The 17,034-nt window shown below is 42.4% G+C and carries 6 protein-coding genes; all 6 read right to left on the bottom strand.

Annotated features, from left to right (window positions below):
- Nucleotides 1–126: 126 nt before the first annotated feature.
- The 6 genes from ACZ8ZH_RS00085 to ACZ8ZH_RS00060 all read right to left on the bottom strand — a co-directional run bounded on the left by ACZ8ZH_RS00085 (nt 127) and on the right by ACZ8ZH_RS00060 (nt 17,034).
- The gene (locus ACZ8ZH_RS00085) at nt 127–678 is read right to left on the bottom strand and encodes a hypothetical protein (protein ID WP_086210373.1); all 552 of its coding nucleotides are present in this window, start codon (nt 676–678) and stop codon (nt 127–129) included.
- The gene (locus tag ACZ8ZH_RS00080; protein ID WP_228199409.1) at nt 678–6,692 is read right to left on the bottom strand and encodes an SdrD B-like domain-containing protein; all 6,015 of its coding nucleotides are present in this window, start codon (nt 6,690–6,692) and stop codon (nt 678–680) included. Before ACZ8ZH_RS00080 ends, ACZ8ZH_RS00085 begins: the two co-directional genes overlap by 1 nt.
- Before the next feature lie 92 nt (nt 6,693–6,784).
- On the bottom strand, nt 6,785–9,511 hold the full coding sequence (locus ACZ8ZH_RS00075) for a DUF7507 domain-containing protein (protein ID WP_119063354.1): 2,727 nt from the start codon (nt 9,509–9,511) through the stop codon (nt 6,785–6,787).
- A gap of 46 nt (nt 9,512–9,557) precedes the next feature.
- Nucleotides 9,558–10,052, bottom strand: a complete 495-nt coding sequence (locus ACZ8ZH_RS00070; protein WP_086210375.1) for a hypothetical protein — start codon at nt 10,050–10,052, stop codon at nt 9,558–9,560.
- 504 nt (nt 10,053–10,556) lie between these two features.
- Nucleotides 10,557–14,390 carry a DUF11 domain-containing protein gene (locus ACZ8ZH_RS00065; RefSeq protein ID WP_119063356.1) on the bottom strand — a complete coding sequence of 1,278 codons (3,834 nt, stop codon included), beginning with the start codon at nt 14,388–14,390 and terminating at the stop codon, nt 10,557–10,559.
- On the bottom strand, nt 14,377–17,034 hold the full coding sequence (locus ACZ8ZH_RS00060) for a DUF11 domain-containing protein (RefSeq protein WP_119063357.1): 2,658 nt from the start codon (nt 17,032–17,034) through the stop codon (nt 14,377–14,379). The genes ACZ8ZH_RS00065 and ACZ8ZH_RS00060 overlap by 14 nt, the downstream gene beginning before the upstream one ends.

The following is a 17,034-nucleotide window of genomic DNA, read 5'->3' as shown; positions in this document are numbered from 1 at the left end:
ATTTAAAGCAAACTATGGGACAGCAGTGGCCAAAATGGCTCCTTTTTTATTGTGATGAAATACAAATCCCCATGCCAATATGCACCGTAATCTTCGCGTTTTGTCTTGTTATAATACCGACTAAACTTAAAGCGTACCGCAGTTCTCAGACAAATAGATCGCTTGATCCATCAGACGCTCTGCTGAGGCAAAAATCTCACGCGAATGACGCCAACCCAATTGACGGTATTCAGCAGCGGCCCAAACCAAATTCACTTCCGCTTGTGCCAGTTCTTTATAGGCACACTGAAACCCCGTTTGTACTTTGATGCGTTCAGCGCGCGTCCATAAATCATGACGCATGACTTGGGAAAACGGCAGTATTGCTGTTTCTACACTTAAATTTGCACGCGGATCTGCATATAAGATGTCTAAGACCTGTTGGTAAATCAATTCAATATTTTGACGCTTCGCTTTTGCACTATAGGCATGGTCAGCATAGCTCAGCCACGCTCGCGCTTTTTCTAACTGATATTTTTCTTTTATATCCGTTGCTTGCCCAAATGCACTTTGTAATTCTACATGCACCTGCTGCTGCGAAGCCTGATAGGTTGAAGGATCTGGGGCTTCGCTAGCATGTGTCAGCACAACACCCACTGCTGTCAGCCATAACAGATGCTTAGTCGCGACTCTCAACATTATTTTGGCTCCAAAGCTTTATTGACTGAGGTTTTATTTTTATTAAATAAGTTTTCGTCAAACTTGAAGCGGAAGCGGAAATATGCGCCATCCATCGTTGTATCACTATCAATTAAATCTTTATCTTGATAGCCAACAAAGTTATACCCCCCAGAAACCCAAAGATTCGCTGCCAGTAGATAACCGACTTCCACTCCAGCCATATATTTGGTTCCATCCGAAACACTATTCCACATTACTCCAGCATTGACACCTGCATCCCAACGCTCATTAATGTCATACATAAACCGGCTGTTGAGCATTTGCGTCATACCACTGGTTTGTAGAAGATCATAGGTTTCATCGAGGTATTTAACAGCATATTGCCCTGATAAATGAATAGAACGTGTTGGGTGATAATTCATATGATGAGACATGATATAAACATTACGTTCATACGGATCATCAAGCGTTGTTTCATTCTTTTCATAGCGATATTCAATTTTGCTCAATGAGTCAAAACGATTGGTCGCCAAATCACGATATGCAGCACCAACCTGAACACGATCAATGATGCGATCGCCAGAGTCCGCAGACTTATTGTCGGTAATGTTCAGTACATTCTTAGCCAATAAAGTCACTTCGTCTGAATACTTGTACGCGGTACCTAAAGTATTTAAATAACTATCACTTTGATTCGACCAACGCCCTTCTATGCGTGCCACATTTTTCCAGCGTGGATTAGACAGATGTTCAAAGCCGAAGGTTGCCGCAGTTGACTCTAAAGAATTTTTATTTTCACCCTCAAACACTTTCACTTTTTCAAAGCTGGTATTAAAGAATAGGCCTTCTTTGAGCTGCCAACGGTTACGCACCCCCATCGCGGCTTCAGCTTCACGTGCACTCATACCATCACGTACACGGTATTCACTGAATACTGAGCCATCACGCATGTATTCGCTGTCTAAACCAAAAACAGTCGTATTACGTTTTTGCGTGTCATTGAGTTCGTATAATCCACCAATACTTGAAATGAACTCATGGCGCGCATAGGCATGAATATTTTTATAGACTTGAGCATCACCACCAACAGCAAATACACGGCGGTCACTATCAGCGATATCTTGCTCATATTCTAAGAAAGCACTTGAGCCATCAAAAGGGAGCGCTGTTTTCAATTTAGCGCGAACCGTGGTGCCGTCATACGGCGTTTCAACACTTTGCGTTGAAGCACTCGCTGCACTCGCCGATTCGTTATAATACCGTGTACCCAGTTCCAAGCTCACTATGCGGTTAATTGCTTTTTCAATTGACGCACTGACGCCATAACGAATACCTTCGTTGGCAATATCTTCAGTCCGTACTGCTTCAACACGTAAAATCCCAAATTGATCTAAACGTGCATTCAGTTTCACTGCGCTTTCTTTGCGTCCTGAACTAATCGAAGATGCGGCGTTACGGAAGTTTTCATCCGCCTGTTGATGGTAAGCCCGTAAATCAACCTTGTCATTTTTGTAATCAAGTTCAACGCGAGCTGCGGTGCCATCGCCAGATTTGTCTGTACTATTTGATGCATTCACATCGGTTAATTGATCAAGGTTTAACGCATCGTGATCAGAGTAGGCATATTCCGCAATGAGTTTAGTTTTATCATTCCAACGAATCACGGTATTGGCACTGGCAATTTTCTCTTGATCCATTGGATCATCATTTTGCACATAAGAACCACCCACCGTCACTTTATCATTCAGCTTATAACGACCATTCACACCTGCAACTGTATATTCTTTACCACCTTGGTCAGACTCAACCGTGATACGTAAATAAACAGGGTTCAGGTTCTCATCAATGCTGCTTAAAGGTGAAGTCAGGTAAATACTGTTGGTATAGGTATCAACTTCATAGTCACTAAAACGGGTTAATGTGCGCTGTGAAATAATCAAGCCAGGATTGTTACGATCACGGACTATCACTTCCACTTTTTCACTATTTTCTAAAATATCATCACTATCTATACCCAAAGAGTACGGACCAGAAACCCCCATTGCGCGCAATTCATTCACGATTTGCGTTGCATTGGTACGAGCTGCAAAACCAGAAACTTGGTAACGCTCCCCTTCAGCAGTAGACTTCAGACCTGTCAATGAACGGCTATACTGACCCAATGAAAGCCCTTCATCGTTTTCTGTACGTGTAACATAGTCACCATACATCGCATAAGAGCGGCCTTTATCTACACGGACATAAAGTTTACTGGTAGATTGCGCATCAAAACCTTTGGCAGATGCATCACCATACACGGGATAATATTCATCTGGACGAATATCACGAAATAAGCGCTGATTATTTTCTTTGCTTGAGTCATAAGCCAAAGTCAGTAAATAATCCCCACGCACTTTTCCTTTCAGGAACAATGCGGCGCGACCACGAATGGCCGTTTCACCATCGCCTGAACTGGATAAATCATTCAGTTCTTCTTCAAAGCCATCTTGAGTCGAGCTTTTCGACAGATTTTTTGGGTCGAACTTATTCAGTGCAAATGAACCTTCGATAATCCCGGCAACTAACATTGGACGCAGTTCCGCCAAGAAATGTACAGGTACAGTCTGTTCATAAATACCACTACGAATACGTAGCACACCTGAACCCGCTTCCAATGGCGCGAGTACTGGAACAACAATAGAACCGCCTTCTGCAAAAACTTGAATACCCGGTTTATCAGGGTCTAAATCTTTGAGCTGAATCGTGCCTACCGATGTTTCTATAGTGATAGGGGTACGCGTTGCAACAGGCGTGCCATTACGATCCAGAATCTTCACTACAACTTGATAAACGTCCTTACCATTGGCATAGACCACTTGCTCTACAGACTGTGTGGCCAATTGGCTCATTGCATCGGGTGCAATCACAGTCAATTGCTGTTGGTCACGTAAATTGCCAAAGCTGTCGTACTGACGCACAGAAACCGTATTTTTTCCTGCCGTAAGTGGCACACCAATAAAATCTAAACCCGCAACGCCATGCTCTTGATAGGTGGCTTTTTTACCAATGCGTTTTTCCGAAATTTGCTCGTCATTGACAAACAAACGGATATCCGTACCTAAAGCCCCTTTCACCTGAATGGTGGCTTGTTGGGCTGGCAAGACTTGTTGTTCTTTTAGATTCAAAATGGCAAGTTGGTTCGATTCAGAACGTTGTAATTCCTGTTCTAAATCTAAAATTACGGGCGCTTTAACTGGTTCAAGCTGAACCGTTTTCACATCTTTAATCTGTTCTTTTTTATATTCAATATTACAGTTTGCCGAAGCTCCAGAAGCACTAATACAACCACTGGCAGGTTGACCTTGAACATCGGTCACATAACTACTGAGCGGATCTACCGTTAAGTCCTGACGTAAAGTTTGTTCAAGTGCATCCAGTTGCGCATCAATTTTGCTACGGCGTGCCTCAATTTGTGTAGCCAAAGCTTGGCTACATTCACCCGCAGTATCCGCAATCGCAAAATCGGCACGGTGTAATTCGCCACGTTTTAAATCGACAAAACGGCTGGCAGGATCACCGGCTTGACGGTTACTAATCAGTACCAATTCAGCATTATTCGGTAAAGTGGTATTGTCGACTTTCAGCACATGCGTAATGGGCTTAATGCCATAGAAGTTATATTTCCCTTCACGATCAGTGACCACAAAGTTCCCATCTTCCATGTAAATACGAACGCCCGGTACACCTAGCTCACCTGCATCTTGCACACCGTTGCGGTTACAGTCGGTAAAGACTTTACCCACCACAAAACCATCTGGACTAAATACTCCAGGCGTAACCTTAACCGCCGCACGTGCTTCATTTGAAGTCGTATTTTTATTGTCCTGCGCATAAACACGGTTAATCCCATCGCCACTTAAAGCATTTGGGCCAATGTATACACGGTATTGAATCTTCGCTTCTTGTTTCGGTGTCAGTGTCCCTAAACCTAAAGTTAAATAAGGACCTTTGCCACCCTGTGGGTCATTACTCTTTTGACCATTGACACGCGTAGTGCCTGATACATACACAAAGCCACGTGGCAGAGTGTCTTTCATATCGACATCATATAGCGTTGAGTCACCCATATTGGCAACCGTTACCATATAATCTTTAAAGTCACCAATTTCAGCCGTTTTATCGCCCACCACTTCTTTCTTGATGACCAATTTGTCATTAATTGGCGTCACAATATCAACAGGGTCAATTGGGATATCAATATTAAGTGCCGCATCACCCGTTTTTAAGGTAAAGTTTCCGCCATAAGACCATGACGCATCAACTACGCGATTGTTAAAATTGTTATATACCGTTTTATCGCTGGTAAATTTATAGCTGGTTCCACCCGCAATCGTTGAGGTGTCGATATATAAACTATAAGTACCATTCTCGACATAAGGATAAACAAACTCACCATCGCTATTGGTGACTTGCTTTGCAGGAATAGCAACTTTGTCCCCTGTCGTTTCATCTAGTTTATAAGCGACATTGTCAGCAGGCTTACCATTGGCATCCAATAATGTCACGGTTGCACCCGCAACAGGTTGATTGGTTTTCGCGTCAAAAACCACACCATATGGATCAATCAACACATTGGTATCGACATCACTGATGCTGGCCGTAGAATTACCATTTTCATCTAAACAATCAGTTAAACTCACCAGCACTTGATCGCGCTTAACCGTCTGTAAAATTTGGTCATTTTGTATTGCAGTTGCAGATTCCTGCGTTGCTAAAGAGAACCGAAATATGCCTGTATTGATACCTGTTTCAATACCTTGTACGTATTCAATATCACCCGTTTTCGTCGACTGAACTTTAATTTTAACTTTATCGGCACTGCTACGTGTTGCATTACACATGGCACTATTTGCTGCGATATACAACGGCTTGCTTAAACTACCTGTTGCTAAAATACTGGAATAATCTTTGCTGTTATTACTGATGGAAGAACTTCCCCCCACAGTCGTCACGACTTCATTCGACAGCGTTTTTTTAATATTTGAAACTAAGCCATGCTCGACACTAAAGATATTGGAAATCGAGGTACGACTAATATTCGAGTTCATGGTCACAACCAATTCGACACTTTCAGTCGCATTGGCTGCTAAAGCCTGCGGATAAGCCACCACCAAGGTATTGATGAGTGATTTATCGTTCGGAATCTGCTGGGTAAATTTATCTTGCCCTAATGGATATAAAATCAAGGCATTGGAATTATTTGCTTTTGCCGATTTAAACGTGGTGTTGGCAGGTAAATCATCTAATAACACCACTGCATTGATGGTCTGTCCATCGACCTCAATCGGTTTTGTACCCGAATTACGTGCAGAGGTATTTTTAATATTTAAGGTATAAGTTAAATCGTAAGACTGCCCAGCTTGTGGTTCAAAACTGCTTTTATTTACAGATTTGGTTGCGATGAGCTGTGGCAAGAAACTCACCAATCCATTCACTGCATCAGCAACTACTGTAGGCTCTTGAATAACATAAGCACGAAGTGGCAGATCAACGTTTTGACTGTCTTTTAAACTAGTTGATGAGTCTGCAACGACCCATAAGTCAACTTTTTGACCACTTTCTAAAGTGAGATGCCCCGTTACCAATAAGTCTGAACGATCAAACTCACCATTTTGGTTACTGTCGACATATATTTTTATATTGGATAATTCTGCAACCAAAGTAGGATCAATTGAAATCTCGGCTTGCGCATTACTATGGTTGGTTAACGTATTTAACCAAATGACTTTATCACCCGCATTGATTTCTTGTCGCGCAGGTGAAGTCAGACTAATCACGTACTGTGGTGTAATCGTGACTTGAACAGTATTTGAAACGGCCTGACCAATCAAACCGTCCCTTTGTACAAAACTTGCATACGCAGTATTGGTAATATTTTGCCCAGCAGCAGGCATCACAGCATAAGCGTGATTTACCAAAGCCATAGCGGTCGCTAAGCTTGAGAAAATAAGCTTGATCTTATGATTCTGTAACGGCTGAACTCGTTTAATCACGAAAATACCCCAATACCGAGCAAAAGCAAGTGAATGGGATAGGCACGAAAAAATGCCTATCCACAAAAGTTGTTATTAATGTTATGGCTTAATTATTGTCCATCGACCTTGACGCTGAACTTCATCGTCACGGTTTCAGAAGGTGCCAAGGCAAATTTCGAAGACTTCAAATTATTTGTAGTATTCGTCACTGTCCCTTTTGACACAGGTTCTAAAGCCGCAACTGGCGTTGAGCCCAAAGTGGTGTAACTTGGCACTGCATCGGTAATTTCAACATCAGTTACTGCTTGGTTACCGTCATTCACCGCTTTAATTTGGTAAATGATACAAGCACCTGGTTTTGCCTGAAGAGTCGAAGTACCAAAGCTACCATCTGGCGTACCATCACAAGCAGCATCAAGTGCTTGTAGTTTTTCCAAACGTACCTGACCAATGTTGACTGTGGTCTTATCTGTTACAGTAACCGCTGCTGGAGCTACCGTACCATTGAGATCACCTGTTGGTATTACCGTAATGATCGACAAGTCGGCCTGACCCGCAGTTGCATTACTTGGCGCTTCAACTTTGACCAAGATGTTGATACTTTCTTTTGGAGAAAGACCATCTGTACCGTTGGTTGCCGTTAACCATGCATTAAGGTCAGCACCTGTAACCAACTCACTCGCATCTGCAATACCGTCATTGTTTTTATCAACATAAACAGAAGTTACAAAGCCTGTGTTTGATGGATCATGCGTAACTGTAAACGGAAGTGTGCTACCACCAGAAACACCCTCCACAACGTTACCGTTGTTGGTTAAAGTGTGTTTATAAACAATGGTACCACCTGGTGCTACCTGACCTTGTTGGTCGGCCAAGAACGACAGTCCACGTACTGCTTCTACCGTCAAGTGATCTTTCATCTTGTCGGTTAAGCCTGTCGCAGGAGAGTTAATCGTAAAGACGATATCTTGGCTATTAGTAGGCGTCGCATCCGCTGAAGGTGTTACTTTGGCACAGAAATAAGCCGTTGCATTTGGCTGAATTGCGCCTGTGTTGGTTACTTTAGTTGATGTACATACACCACTTGAGTCCGCAACAAAGTATTCAACTGTCCAACCAGATGGCAATGCTTGCTCAGTACCAAAATTATAGTTATCTGATGTTGAACCATGATTTGTTACAGCAATAGGGAAGGTAGCCGCCACACCAGGTTTAGTTGTTACGGTAGTTACAACATTACCAGAAACGTAAGCACCCTCACCCGTTAAGCCTGTATCGTCTTCAGTATAGTTTTTATTACCTTTACCGTTACTTAAATCGACTTTTGACGCTGTGATATTGGTAATTCTTAAAGTCACCGTATCTGAAGATGCAGGGGCATGTACAGGTGTAATGGTTAAGATTGTATCTAGACCAGGTGCTGTAATCGGGCCTGTATAACCATTTGGCAAAGTAATACGTGCAGAGATTTCAAGATGACCACCAGATGCCAATGGACCACTATCCACACTTGCATCACCATTAGTATCAGTTAATGGGGTATTACCATCTGATTTTAATAGCTCAACAATAGAACCCGCAGGTAATGCAGATTTATTAACTGTAATGTTATAGGTTTCAGATACGTTACCCAGATTGTGAATCCAGATATCTTCTGTAGAGCTTGAGGCACCAAATAAAACAGGAGAACCTTGTACTGCTGTTGTAGTGATCAAGTCATCTTTAGCGGTATTACCAGATACTTTTTGTGCATCCGAATAAGTATCGGTCGCGTTATCGTTGATCGTACCTGTATAAGTAGACTGTACAGTGACATCATACGGGTTAGTTGGTTGAGAAGTCTCAGTGCCTGGACCATCTGGATCAAATGTCGCAATGTTGGTAATTTTTCCTGCAGGAGCGGTACTATCTACCGTCACTTGGAAGGTTAATTTGCCCGTACTGTTGCGCGCCACAGAAGCAAGTACCAACTGTACTTTATTACTCGTAAATTCGTATTTCGCTGCTGCCGCCGCTTCATCACCAGTCGCATCGGTCAATGCCGCAGTCTGACCGCTCCAACGTGCTGAACCTGCAACATAAGTCACACCTGTAGGTAAAACGTCTTCAATAGTTAAATTGGTTGCGTCTGCATTACCTGTGTTTTTATAGGTTAATTCATACGTTACAGTATCGCCACGTGCCACTGCCGTTACATTGGCAGACTTCGTCACTTGAATGACCGCACCTGAAACAATCGTTACGGTGTCCGTATTCTTTTTGGTTTTGTCTGCTACGACAGTAATGTACGTGCTTGCTGCAGACAGTTCTAATTGACCCGTATTGCCAGCTGTAGCTGTTGCGGCTGTTGTACCAACCACCACCAAGCCTACAGACTCACCAGCATTTAAAGTCACTTTTTGCCCAGCCAAATTCGTACCATTGTCTGGCACACCATCCTTATTCGCATCTAAATAAATAGCAATGTTCGAGAAGTCAAAATTATCCCCTGTCACATTCGCTAAACTTAGCGTGAATTCATCCGTTCCGTTACCCGTATTGGTCAATACGTGCGATAAAGTCACTACACCATTCGGGTTAGCAGTTGCGGTACGGTTCTGCTCAAGTGTGAAGCTACCCACTTGTAATACAGTCGTTTTTACTTCATTCGACGTCACTGTACGTGTAGTCGATGTGCCATCCACATACGATGCCGTAGCAATGTTACTAATATTCGTTCCCGCAGCAGGTGCAGCTGCATGCGTGGCACCTGTAGCGAAGAAAGCAAAGCCACCTAGAACTGTCGCAATAGACAAATAAAGGTTATTTCGCTTTTTTGTTTTCAAATTCATAGACATGAAAGTCCCCCGACTCCATCGGAATGATGTGTGTGAAATTTAGAAATTAATCGTTTGAAGTATTTACTTTGGCTTGCGCGCTGACCGTTACGGCTTTCTTTGCAGGTAGTTCAGCAATTTGCCACTGTAGAGCGCGGTATTCTTTCAATGGGACATTGACTAATTTGCCGTCTACTTTTTTCTTTAATGGCATTGCGGCAAAGTTGACCCCATCTGTGCTTGCTAGTGCACCTGAAGGTAAACTTGAACCCAAATATTGAGTATCCGCAGGGATAGGTAATGTTGCTTTTAAGCTTTTGATATTCCCTGTGGTGTTGTTGGTATAAGTCGCACGATATTCAATGACATCCTGCGGCTTAATCGAGTCTGCAGCTTTAAACTGTGCATTCCCTTTGTTATCGACAACTTTTTTGAAAGCTTTAAGCTGAATAGAGACTGGCTCATTATTGGTTGCTGCAGCTACAGCCATCGCATTGGCTGCAACTCCAACAAACATCAGAGCAATTGTCATTTTTTTCAGCATAGAATTTTTGTTTAACATGATTTTATCCATTGCAAACCAATGCGAATTTTTTGTGACACTAATCACTTTCTTTTAAATTAATGCAACAAATCTCAATGCAATATTAAACAAAAAACACACAAACAACCATACATTATTGAAAAAAAATGTTAACTGGTTCTCTTTAATAAAATACAAAGGGATACATACAGTCACACAATAATATTTATCTTATTGTTATTTATTAATATTTATTTTTTTAGTGAGTTTACATAAGGCAACATTGCTGTGCGATACAAAAACTTACATATATAAAAAAAATACAAAATGTGTAACTCTAGCCTGAATTTGTGCTTTTTATGTGCCACTCTATTGCATAAAATAGGAGCAATACCTGTCTTAAAATCACTCACATCAAATCTTCCATTTAATATATTTTTCAAACAAATACGCACAAATACCACTGAAAAAATATCAAGACGGATGGATAAAAAAAGCCCCTTTATCTTACTCAGAAAAAGGGCTTTTCACTGCTCAGATGAACTAATTTGGAATCCTGACACAGAAACCAACTTGTCCTTTTTGCTTCGGTGCTAACACACCTGGAATCGTCCATTTTAACTGCCCTGAACTTTCCTGAGTTTGACACCCAGATGCCGTACAAGACATCGTTCCATAGACTGTACCAATTGGGACACTATCCTTTAAAACAATATCAACTAAATTTTTATTTGAATTATTGGTATAGGTGATTTGGTATTCTAAATAATCCCCTTTTGCTGCTTGGTTCGATACTGTAAATGGCGTTGTCTCATTACTCGGTGCTGGGCATGCTGTCGTTTTACGAACCAGTTTACTGATGTTTAAGCCAGCCGTTCCAATCGTCGTAATATCATTAACACTATTCGTTTCCTTCAGCGTTGCTGCAGCATAAGAGGCTTTTGCGTTCACTTTAAAGCTAGCAATGAAACGATCTCCTCCTTGAGCAGTTGTCGGAGAAATCACACGCTGAATCAAACAGACTTTTTCATTGGCTTTCATCGTTCGGCTCGCAAGCAAACTCTCGCCTTGATCTAACTGCCCATTACAGTTGCTATCCACATAAACCAAACTCTGCCAAGGCTGATTATTAGCGGGCTGTTGTTCTTTAGTTTCCGTTAGCGTTTGAACATTCATCACACTCTTAGCAGTTAACTCGTGTGGATAATCCACCACATCTCCCGCCACAATGGTTTTTTGTCCATTTTGGGTGAGAACTAACTGCAACTCGGCATCCCCAAATAAGAAGCCGTCATAACTGGTGACATTGTTCGCTTTAGGAATAGTGAACTGATCATTGCTGCTATCAGCGGTCGCTGTGACCGTGCTTGCTTTTGCAGAACTTACCGAGTCAAAACCTGTCACATTACGTTGTACAAGACAAACATTACTACGTCCAGAAAAGACATCTTGTAATGTTTGGATTTTAAAATCGCCATTTGCATTCGTTGTAGTCGAGGCTAGAACCGTTTTGGTACTGCAGTCTTGCAACTCAACCACACTACCCGCTATGCCCACTTCACCTGTATCTACAACAGCGTTATAAGCCTTAGATGTATCTGAGGTCGTTCCGCTATTGTCATTAAACACTCGTCCAGAGAATACATAGCCAGCATTTTTGCTGTTGGTCACACGACAAACAAACTTGGACGCAAATTTCACATTAGCTGCTGGAATCGTTTGAGTCAACCCACTTAAACTACCCAAATTACCTGTACTATTGCCCGAAACAGCTGTATTCGTATCCGTACACTCTACGGTCTTGAGCGAATATAGCGTTGAGGCAGATTCAGCAAAACTAATTGCGGTATTCGGTGTCGCATAAGCCAATAAAGAACCTTGCTCGACAGGAGATGTACTTTTCTTTAAGCGTACCGATTGTGCCGTTCCAACCACTGTTGTCACCACCTCACCACTGGTAATAGTTTCAGCATTGCTATTGGTCAAATTTGTAAAAGAGCCAAAGTTGAAGCTATCTGTGCCATTTTCAGATACTTTGTTTATCGCAAACGTTGGCTTTAAACAGGCATTGACTTCATTTAAACCAATACCAATATCATCCCCTGCAACACCAGAACTGGCATAGCTCTGAAACTCTGTGCTCACGACTTTTACACTTGTCACTGTCGTCGGCAATGTAATGGTAAAATTAATTGATCCAGGATCTGTTTGGTAAGACGTCAAAGCATATTCTGCTTGTGCAACTTGTGCTCCATTTAAGGCATTAAAAGTTGCCGTAGTGTTTGAACTTTTACCTGGGGTAACCAACACTGCATAAATAACGCCATCAACCAGCACTCGCATAGTTACACCTGTCGTATTACTACGCGGGCTACCATAAGACCAACTGAGTCGACCTTTTACTTGTAAAGCACCATTTGCTCCTGTGCCATACATCACCGTATTTGGCAGTATGCTTGGATTAGTCCCCGCCGTTTTCAGATCATAACTCTTAGCGGTCAACGTGTTATCAGCATCATAGCTGGTAAATGCGGTATTCGAGACAAGATTGACAGCCTGACTAGATAGACACTGATTTTGCGAGTTTCCAGTTGTAATGGGTGTATTCTGCGTAATGGTCATGTTCGCAGTTGCACTGTTGTTAGCAGAGTTTCGGTCAAAAACAGTGGTTGAAATAGATGCCGTATTGGCTACAGCCCCAGCTTTATAAGCCAATCCTGTTATGGTGAACTCTAAATAATTGACATCTTTCCCATTTGCGGGCAGGTTCAACCCAGTCGCAGTTAAACTATTGCTACTTTCTGAAGTGACCATATTTGCAGTTGTTGGGCAAACAGCCGTGCCATACTTGGTACATGTCCAACTTAAACCCGCAATATTTGCAGGAACAGTATCTGTTAATATCGCATCGGTAACTGCCAATGCACCATTATTCCAAGCTTTAATCGTATATTTAACAACATCGCCCGTATTGTAAGTAGTTTTGTCTGATGTTTTTGAAACTTCTAGGTCGGCAGAGGCAAGGACGGTATCTTGGTCTGCTGTTGTACATGCACCTGTGGTGGAGTTAAATGAACGGGTAATACCGTTTGCATTTAAGGTCGTACAACTAACACCAGTGGATGAACCAAGTGTTGGCAGTTCAACTGTCGCTGTATTAGTAACTGTACTGCCTGCGGCCGCATCCACACGTGCAGTAACTAAAATTTCATAGAATTCACCAGCAGCTAAAGCTCCAGTATCAATCGAGCCCAAACCACTGAGAGCTGGGGCAGTGGTACATTTATTATTGGCAACTGTACTACAGGCCACAGCTGTGGCGGTTAAGCCTGTCCCGACTACATCTTTCAGCAAGGTTCCTGTATACGTATCAGGCCCAGTGTTGGTCACACGAACGGTATAGATCGTTGAGTCGCCTGAATAGACTTGAGTGGTGTTATTGGTTTTTGAAACGACCAAATCTCCAACCATAGAGTCAACACTTGAAGCACTAAATACGAAAGCGTCTCCAGCACTACTTCCCCAACCACTAGAAGAAGATGTACTATCCGATGCAATATAAATACTAAATCTTAAGGCTGTAATTGTATTTGCATTCTCAACTTGCACACTACCACTGGCACCACCATTTGCACCAGATTGGTCATGACTCGAGTTATTATTCCCCCCTGTTGTTGCTCCATATCTAGTTGCACTATTTTTAATATCAAAGCCAGAGACTTGTAAATTACGCCCTGATAGTACACGTATACTAGTTCCTGTAGGTGGCGAAACCAATTTGAAATTGGCAGAAATACCAATCCCACCAAAGGTTCCTCCCATACCAGATAAATTAATCACAGGATTCTTTACAGGACGATTAAAAGTTACGACAACATCACCAAAATAATATCCTAACCCCCCATATTGACTGGTTGTATTCCAAGAGGAATTTCCCAGTAATTGGGATTGAAGCAATACTCGTGTACCATAATTTAAACTGGCATCAATACCTGTTCCCATACTTGGATTTAGGCGGCTCGAGGTGAAATCGGAACTGGCAGGACTACCCTGACCATTTAATGGAATAAAAATTGTCGATGAACCAGATCCTCCAAATACCAATCCGTTTGTATATTGTTGATTTTCTAATGTATATGTAACAGTAGTCTTCGGAAAATAACTTTGACTAAAAGTATTCGCAGTCGGGTTATCTGGATTGAATAAATAAGTATTGGTTTGCGAAGCCGTACTTGGTCCTGTTGCAGTAGTATTTCCACTAGCCCCAACAATTTCTAACGTAGGTACTGCAGCAATTACTGCCGAATTTAACATCAAACCAAGACCTAGGCTCGCTGAGAATGCAATAATGCGCTTCATTGACTTAGTTCCCCACATATTTCACCCCAAACTCTAAGCTATGACTTTCATTGCTTTTTATTGCCGCAACTGAACCCTTAATTGCACCCGACTGTCCAAGTGTAGGCGCGCTGAGCGAACCAGACTCACAACTTGTACAAGTTGGTGCTTTACTCATCACCATCGCTTCAGGGGTGTAATCATAAAAATTAAATCGCCCAATGGCCGAAGCCCCCAAGTTTTTCACTGTCAATTGGTACAAAACACATTGCCCAGAACCATCTGAATTACGCGTGATCGGTAACACATTTGAGGTATACGCCGTATCCGCTACACCATCACAATTATTATCCTTGGCTTGTAATTTAGTTAGACGCACAGGCGCACTGGTGATGGTGGTAATATCTGTTGCTGTGTCTAATAACGTACCTGCACTATTTTTTAGGCTAATCACAGAGGTATTTACCACTCCGACCGTGTTATATGCGGTATTCTCAACTTTATTAAAAATACGAATCTGTGCTTTGCTGCTAAGAATAGAAGCATTCACAATAGATAAGTTTTGAATAATCGGGTCAGACGCGTCTAACTGCCCATCATTATTGGCATCATAATAAAGTGTTGTTGTAAAACCAGTTCGATCATTCACTATGCTTAAAGTATCTGTTGTAGATAGCACAGACGTTCCCCACGGTTTTAAGGTGTGGGTATAAACAATACTGCCCCCCGGTGCAATTTGCCCTCGCAAATCAGGTTCTAAACTCACACCCCCTTGACTCGCATTTGAGTTAATCGTAATGGCGTTTTGAATCACGTCATAACCATTACTTGGCGCTGAGGTCGGCAAACTAGAAGAGGCCACTTTAAAATAAATGGGAATCGGTTGTGTTGTCGTTTTGGCATCTGCCCGAATTTCAACCACGGCACAATACAACTGTGACTCGCCGTTATTGAGCAAACGCGTTGAAGCAATTTCTGCCCCAAGTACCGAACAGTCTGTAGTCGATGTAGCAAAATAGCGTACCGAGCTGACATCGCTTGGCAGTGCCACAGTTGCAAAATTATTGTCTGCATCAGCGCTAAAGTTATATGTGGTCGCTTGACCTGTATGACGTACCGTGAGTGGAAACACCACCGTTTGATTGTTTACCGCAGCTAAGGTTTTCCACGGCGAACCTCCATTCGACACATTGCCATTTCCTGTACCATTTGCGCTGGTTTCTGGACTATTCATCAAGTCCACCAGACGAGAAGCTGTACTTTGAATCAACGATGTCTGATCTTGTACTGTATCTGTTTTACTACTGTCCGCAATTGATTGTGCTTTAGGTACAATGCTATAGGTCGTGTTGGCTGTATCCACAAAATCCGCGGGGAATGTAAGTTTTACAATAATCGGAAGCTTCGCGCCCGCATCGAGTGACCCCGTATCAACAATGCCGTCATTGTTACTATCAAATAGTGGCGTAACCCCATCTGCACGATAGAGTTCCAACACACTGCCTGCAGGTAAATTATGGCTGTTAAAACTTAAATTGAACCGATCGGCCACCGTTCCTGTATTCCAGACATAGTTTTCAAAGACAACTGTTCCACCACTACTCACCGCTGATTTAGTTAGTGTATCTGCGCCACTAACACTATTTGCATCAGCATTGATCACCACCCCATAAGTAGGCTTAATGGTTAATACGGCGGTGTTCGACTGTGTGTTTAAATTTGCTGTTGTGGAAAGACCGTCATGGTCATAGTCCATATTGGCCAAGTTTGGAATTTCACCCGGCGCTGTACGCGCCACGCGAACACGGAACTCAATATAACCTTGCGCATTGGCAGGTACATTGGTGATCTGTGCGCGAATCGTTTTACCATCCGTATCAAGATAATAATTGATGCCTGTCGGATCATTTGTCCCTGTCGCAGAATTCAGTGCTTGTCCATTCCAGTTTTCATTACCCGTGACATAGGTCAATTGCGTCGTATCCAACAGGTCGCTGATATTGACTACACCACTGTTATTGCCGTTATTAAAATAGGTTAAACGAACCGTTGCAATATCACCATTTACAACACTTGTTTTATCAAAACTCTTGGTTAAGCTTAAAACCGCCTGATCGGTGATACGAGATGTATCAATATTATTTTGAGTCAAGCTCGGCTGTTGTGTAGACGTCGCTACGAGTTGAATCTGACTGGTGCTATTTACGGCTGCTGTTGAAGGGATGATTGCTTTAATAATCAGGGCAACCGCTTCGCCAGCATTTAAGCTATATTGGGTAATTGGTGTCGTATTATCTGGGACACCATTGCGATCTGCATCCAAATAAATTTCAATATTGTTATGGGTAAAACTGCCACCTGTAACTTGACTTCCCAACAAATTATAAAGATCGCGTTCATTGCCTGTATTGGTTAAAATATGGTGATAATAAACCGCCTGACCCGGACGTACATATTCCGTGCGGTTATCCTTTAAACTGAGGTTATAAACTGGAATCACCGTCGTTTGAACCAAGTTGGAACGTGCCACTTGAACTACGGTAGAGCCTTCTTCTTTGTATTCACCCACCGCCATGTTACTGATGACCAAAGCATCAGCTAAAACCCACGTCGACGCAGTTGCCCCCAATAAGCCCAACATCGCCATACGCAAATTTCGAATCATTTTCTTTTCTGCAAACAT

This window comes from Acinetobacter sp. SW-226 (genome assembly GCF_055632855.1).
This window is presented reverse-complemented; position numbering and strand designations above follow the sequence as displayed.

Bases quoted from the DNA above. Each gene is read 5' to 3' on its own strand.
- ACZ8ZH_RS00065 (WP_119063356.1), bottom strand. From the start codon at position 14,390: ATGTGGGGAACTAAGTCAATGAAGCGCATTATTGCATTCTCAGCGAGC.
- ACZ8ZH_RS00075 (WP_119063354.1), bottom strand. From the start codon at position 9,511: ATGTCTATGAATTTGAAAACAAAAAAGCGAAATAACCTTTATTTGTCT.
- ACZ8ZH_RS00085 (WP_086210373.1), bottom strand. From the start codon at position 678: ATGTTGAGAGTCGCGACTAAGCATCTGTTATGGCTGACAGCAGTGGGT.
- ACZ8ZH_RS00060 (WP_119063357.1), bottom strand. From the start codon at position 17,034: ATGTTTGCAGAAAAGAAAATGATTCGAAATTTGCGTATGGCGATGTTG.
- ACZ8ZH_RS00070 (WP_086210375.1), bottom strand. From the start codon at position 10,052: ATGTTAAACAAAAATTCTATGCTGAAAAAAATGACAATTGCTCTGATG.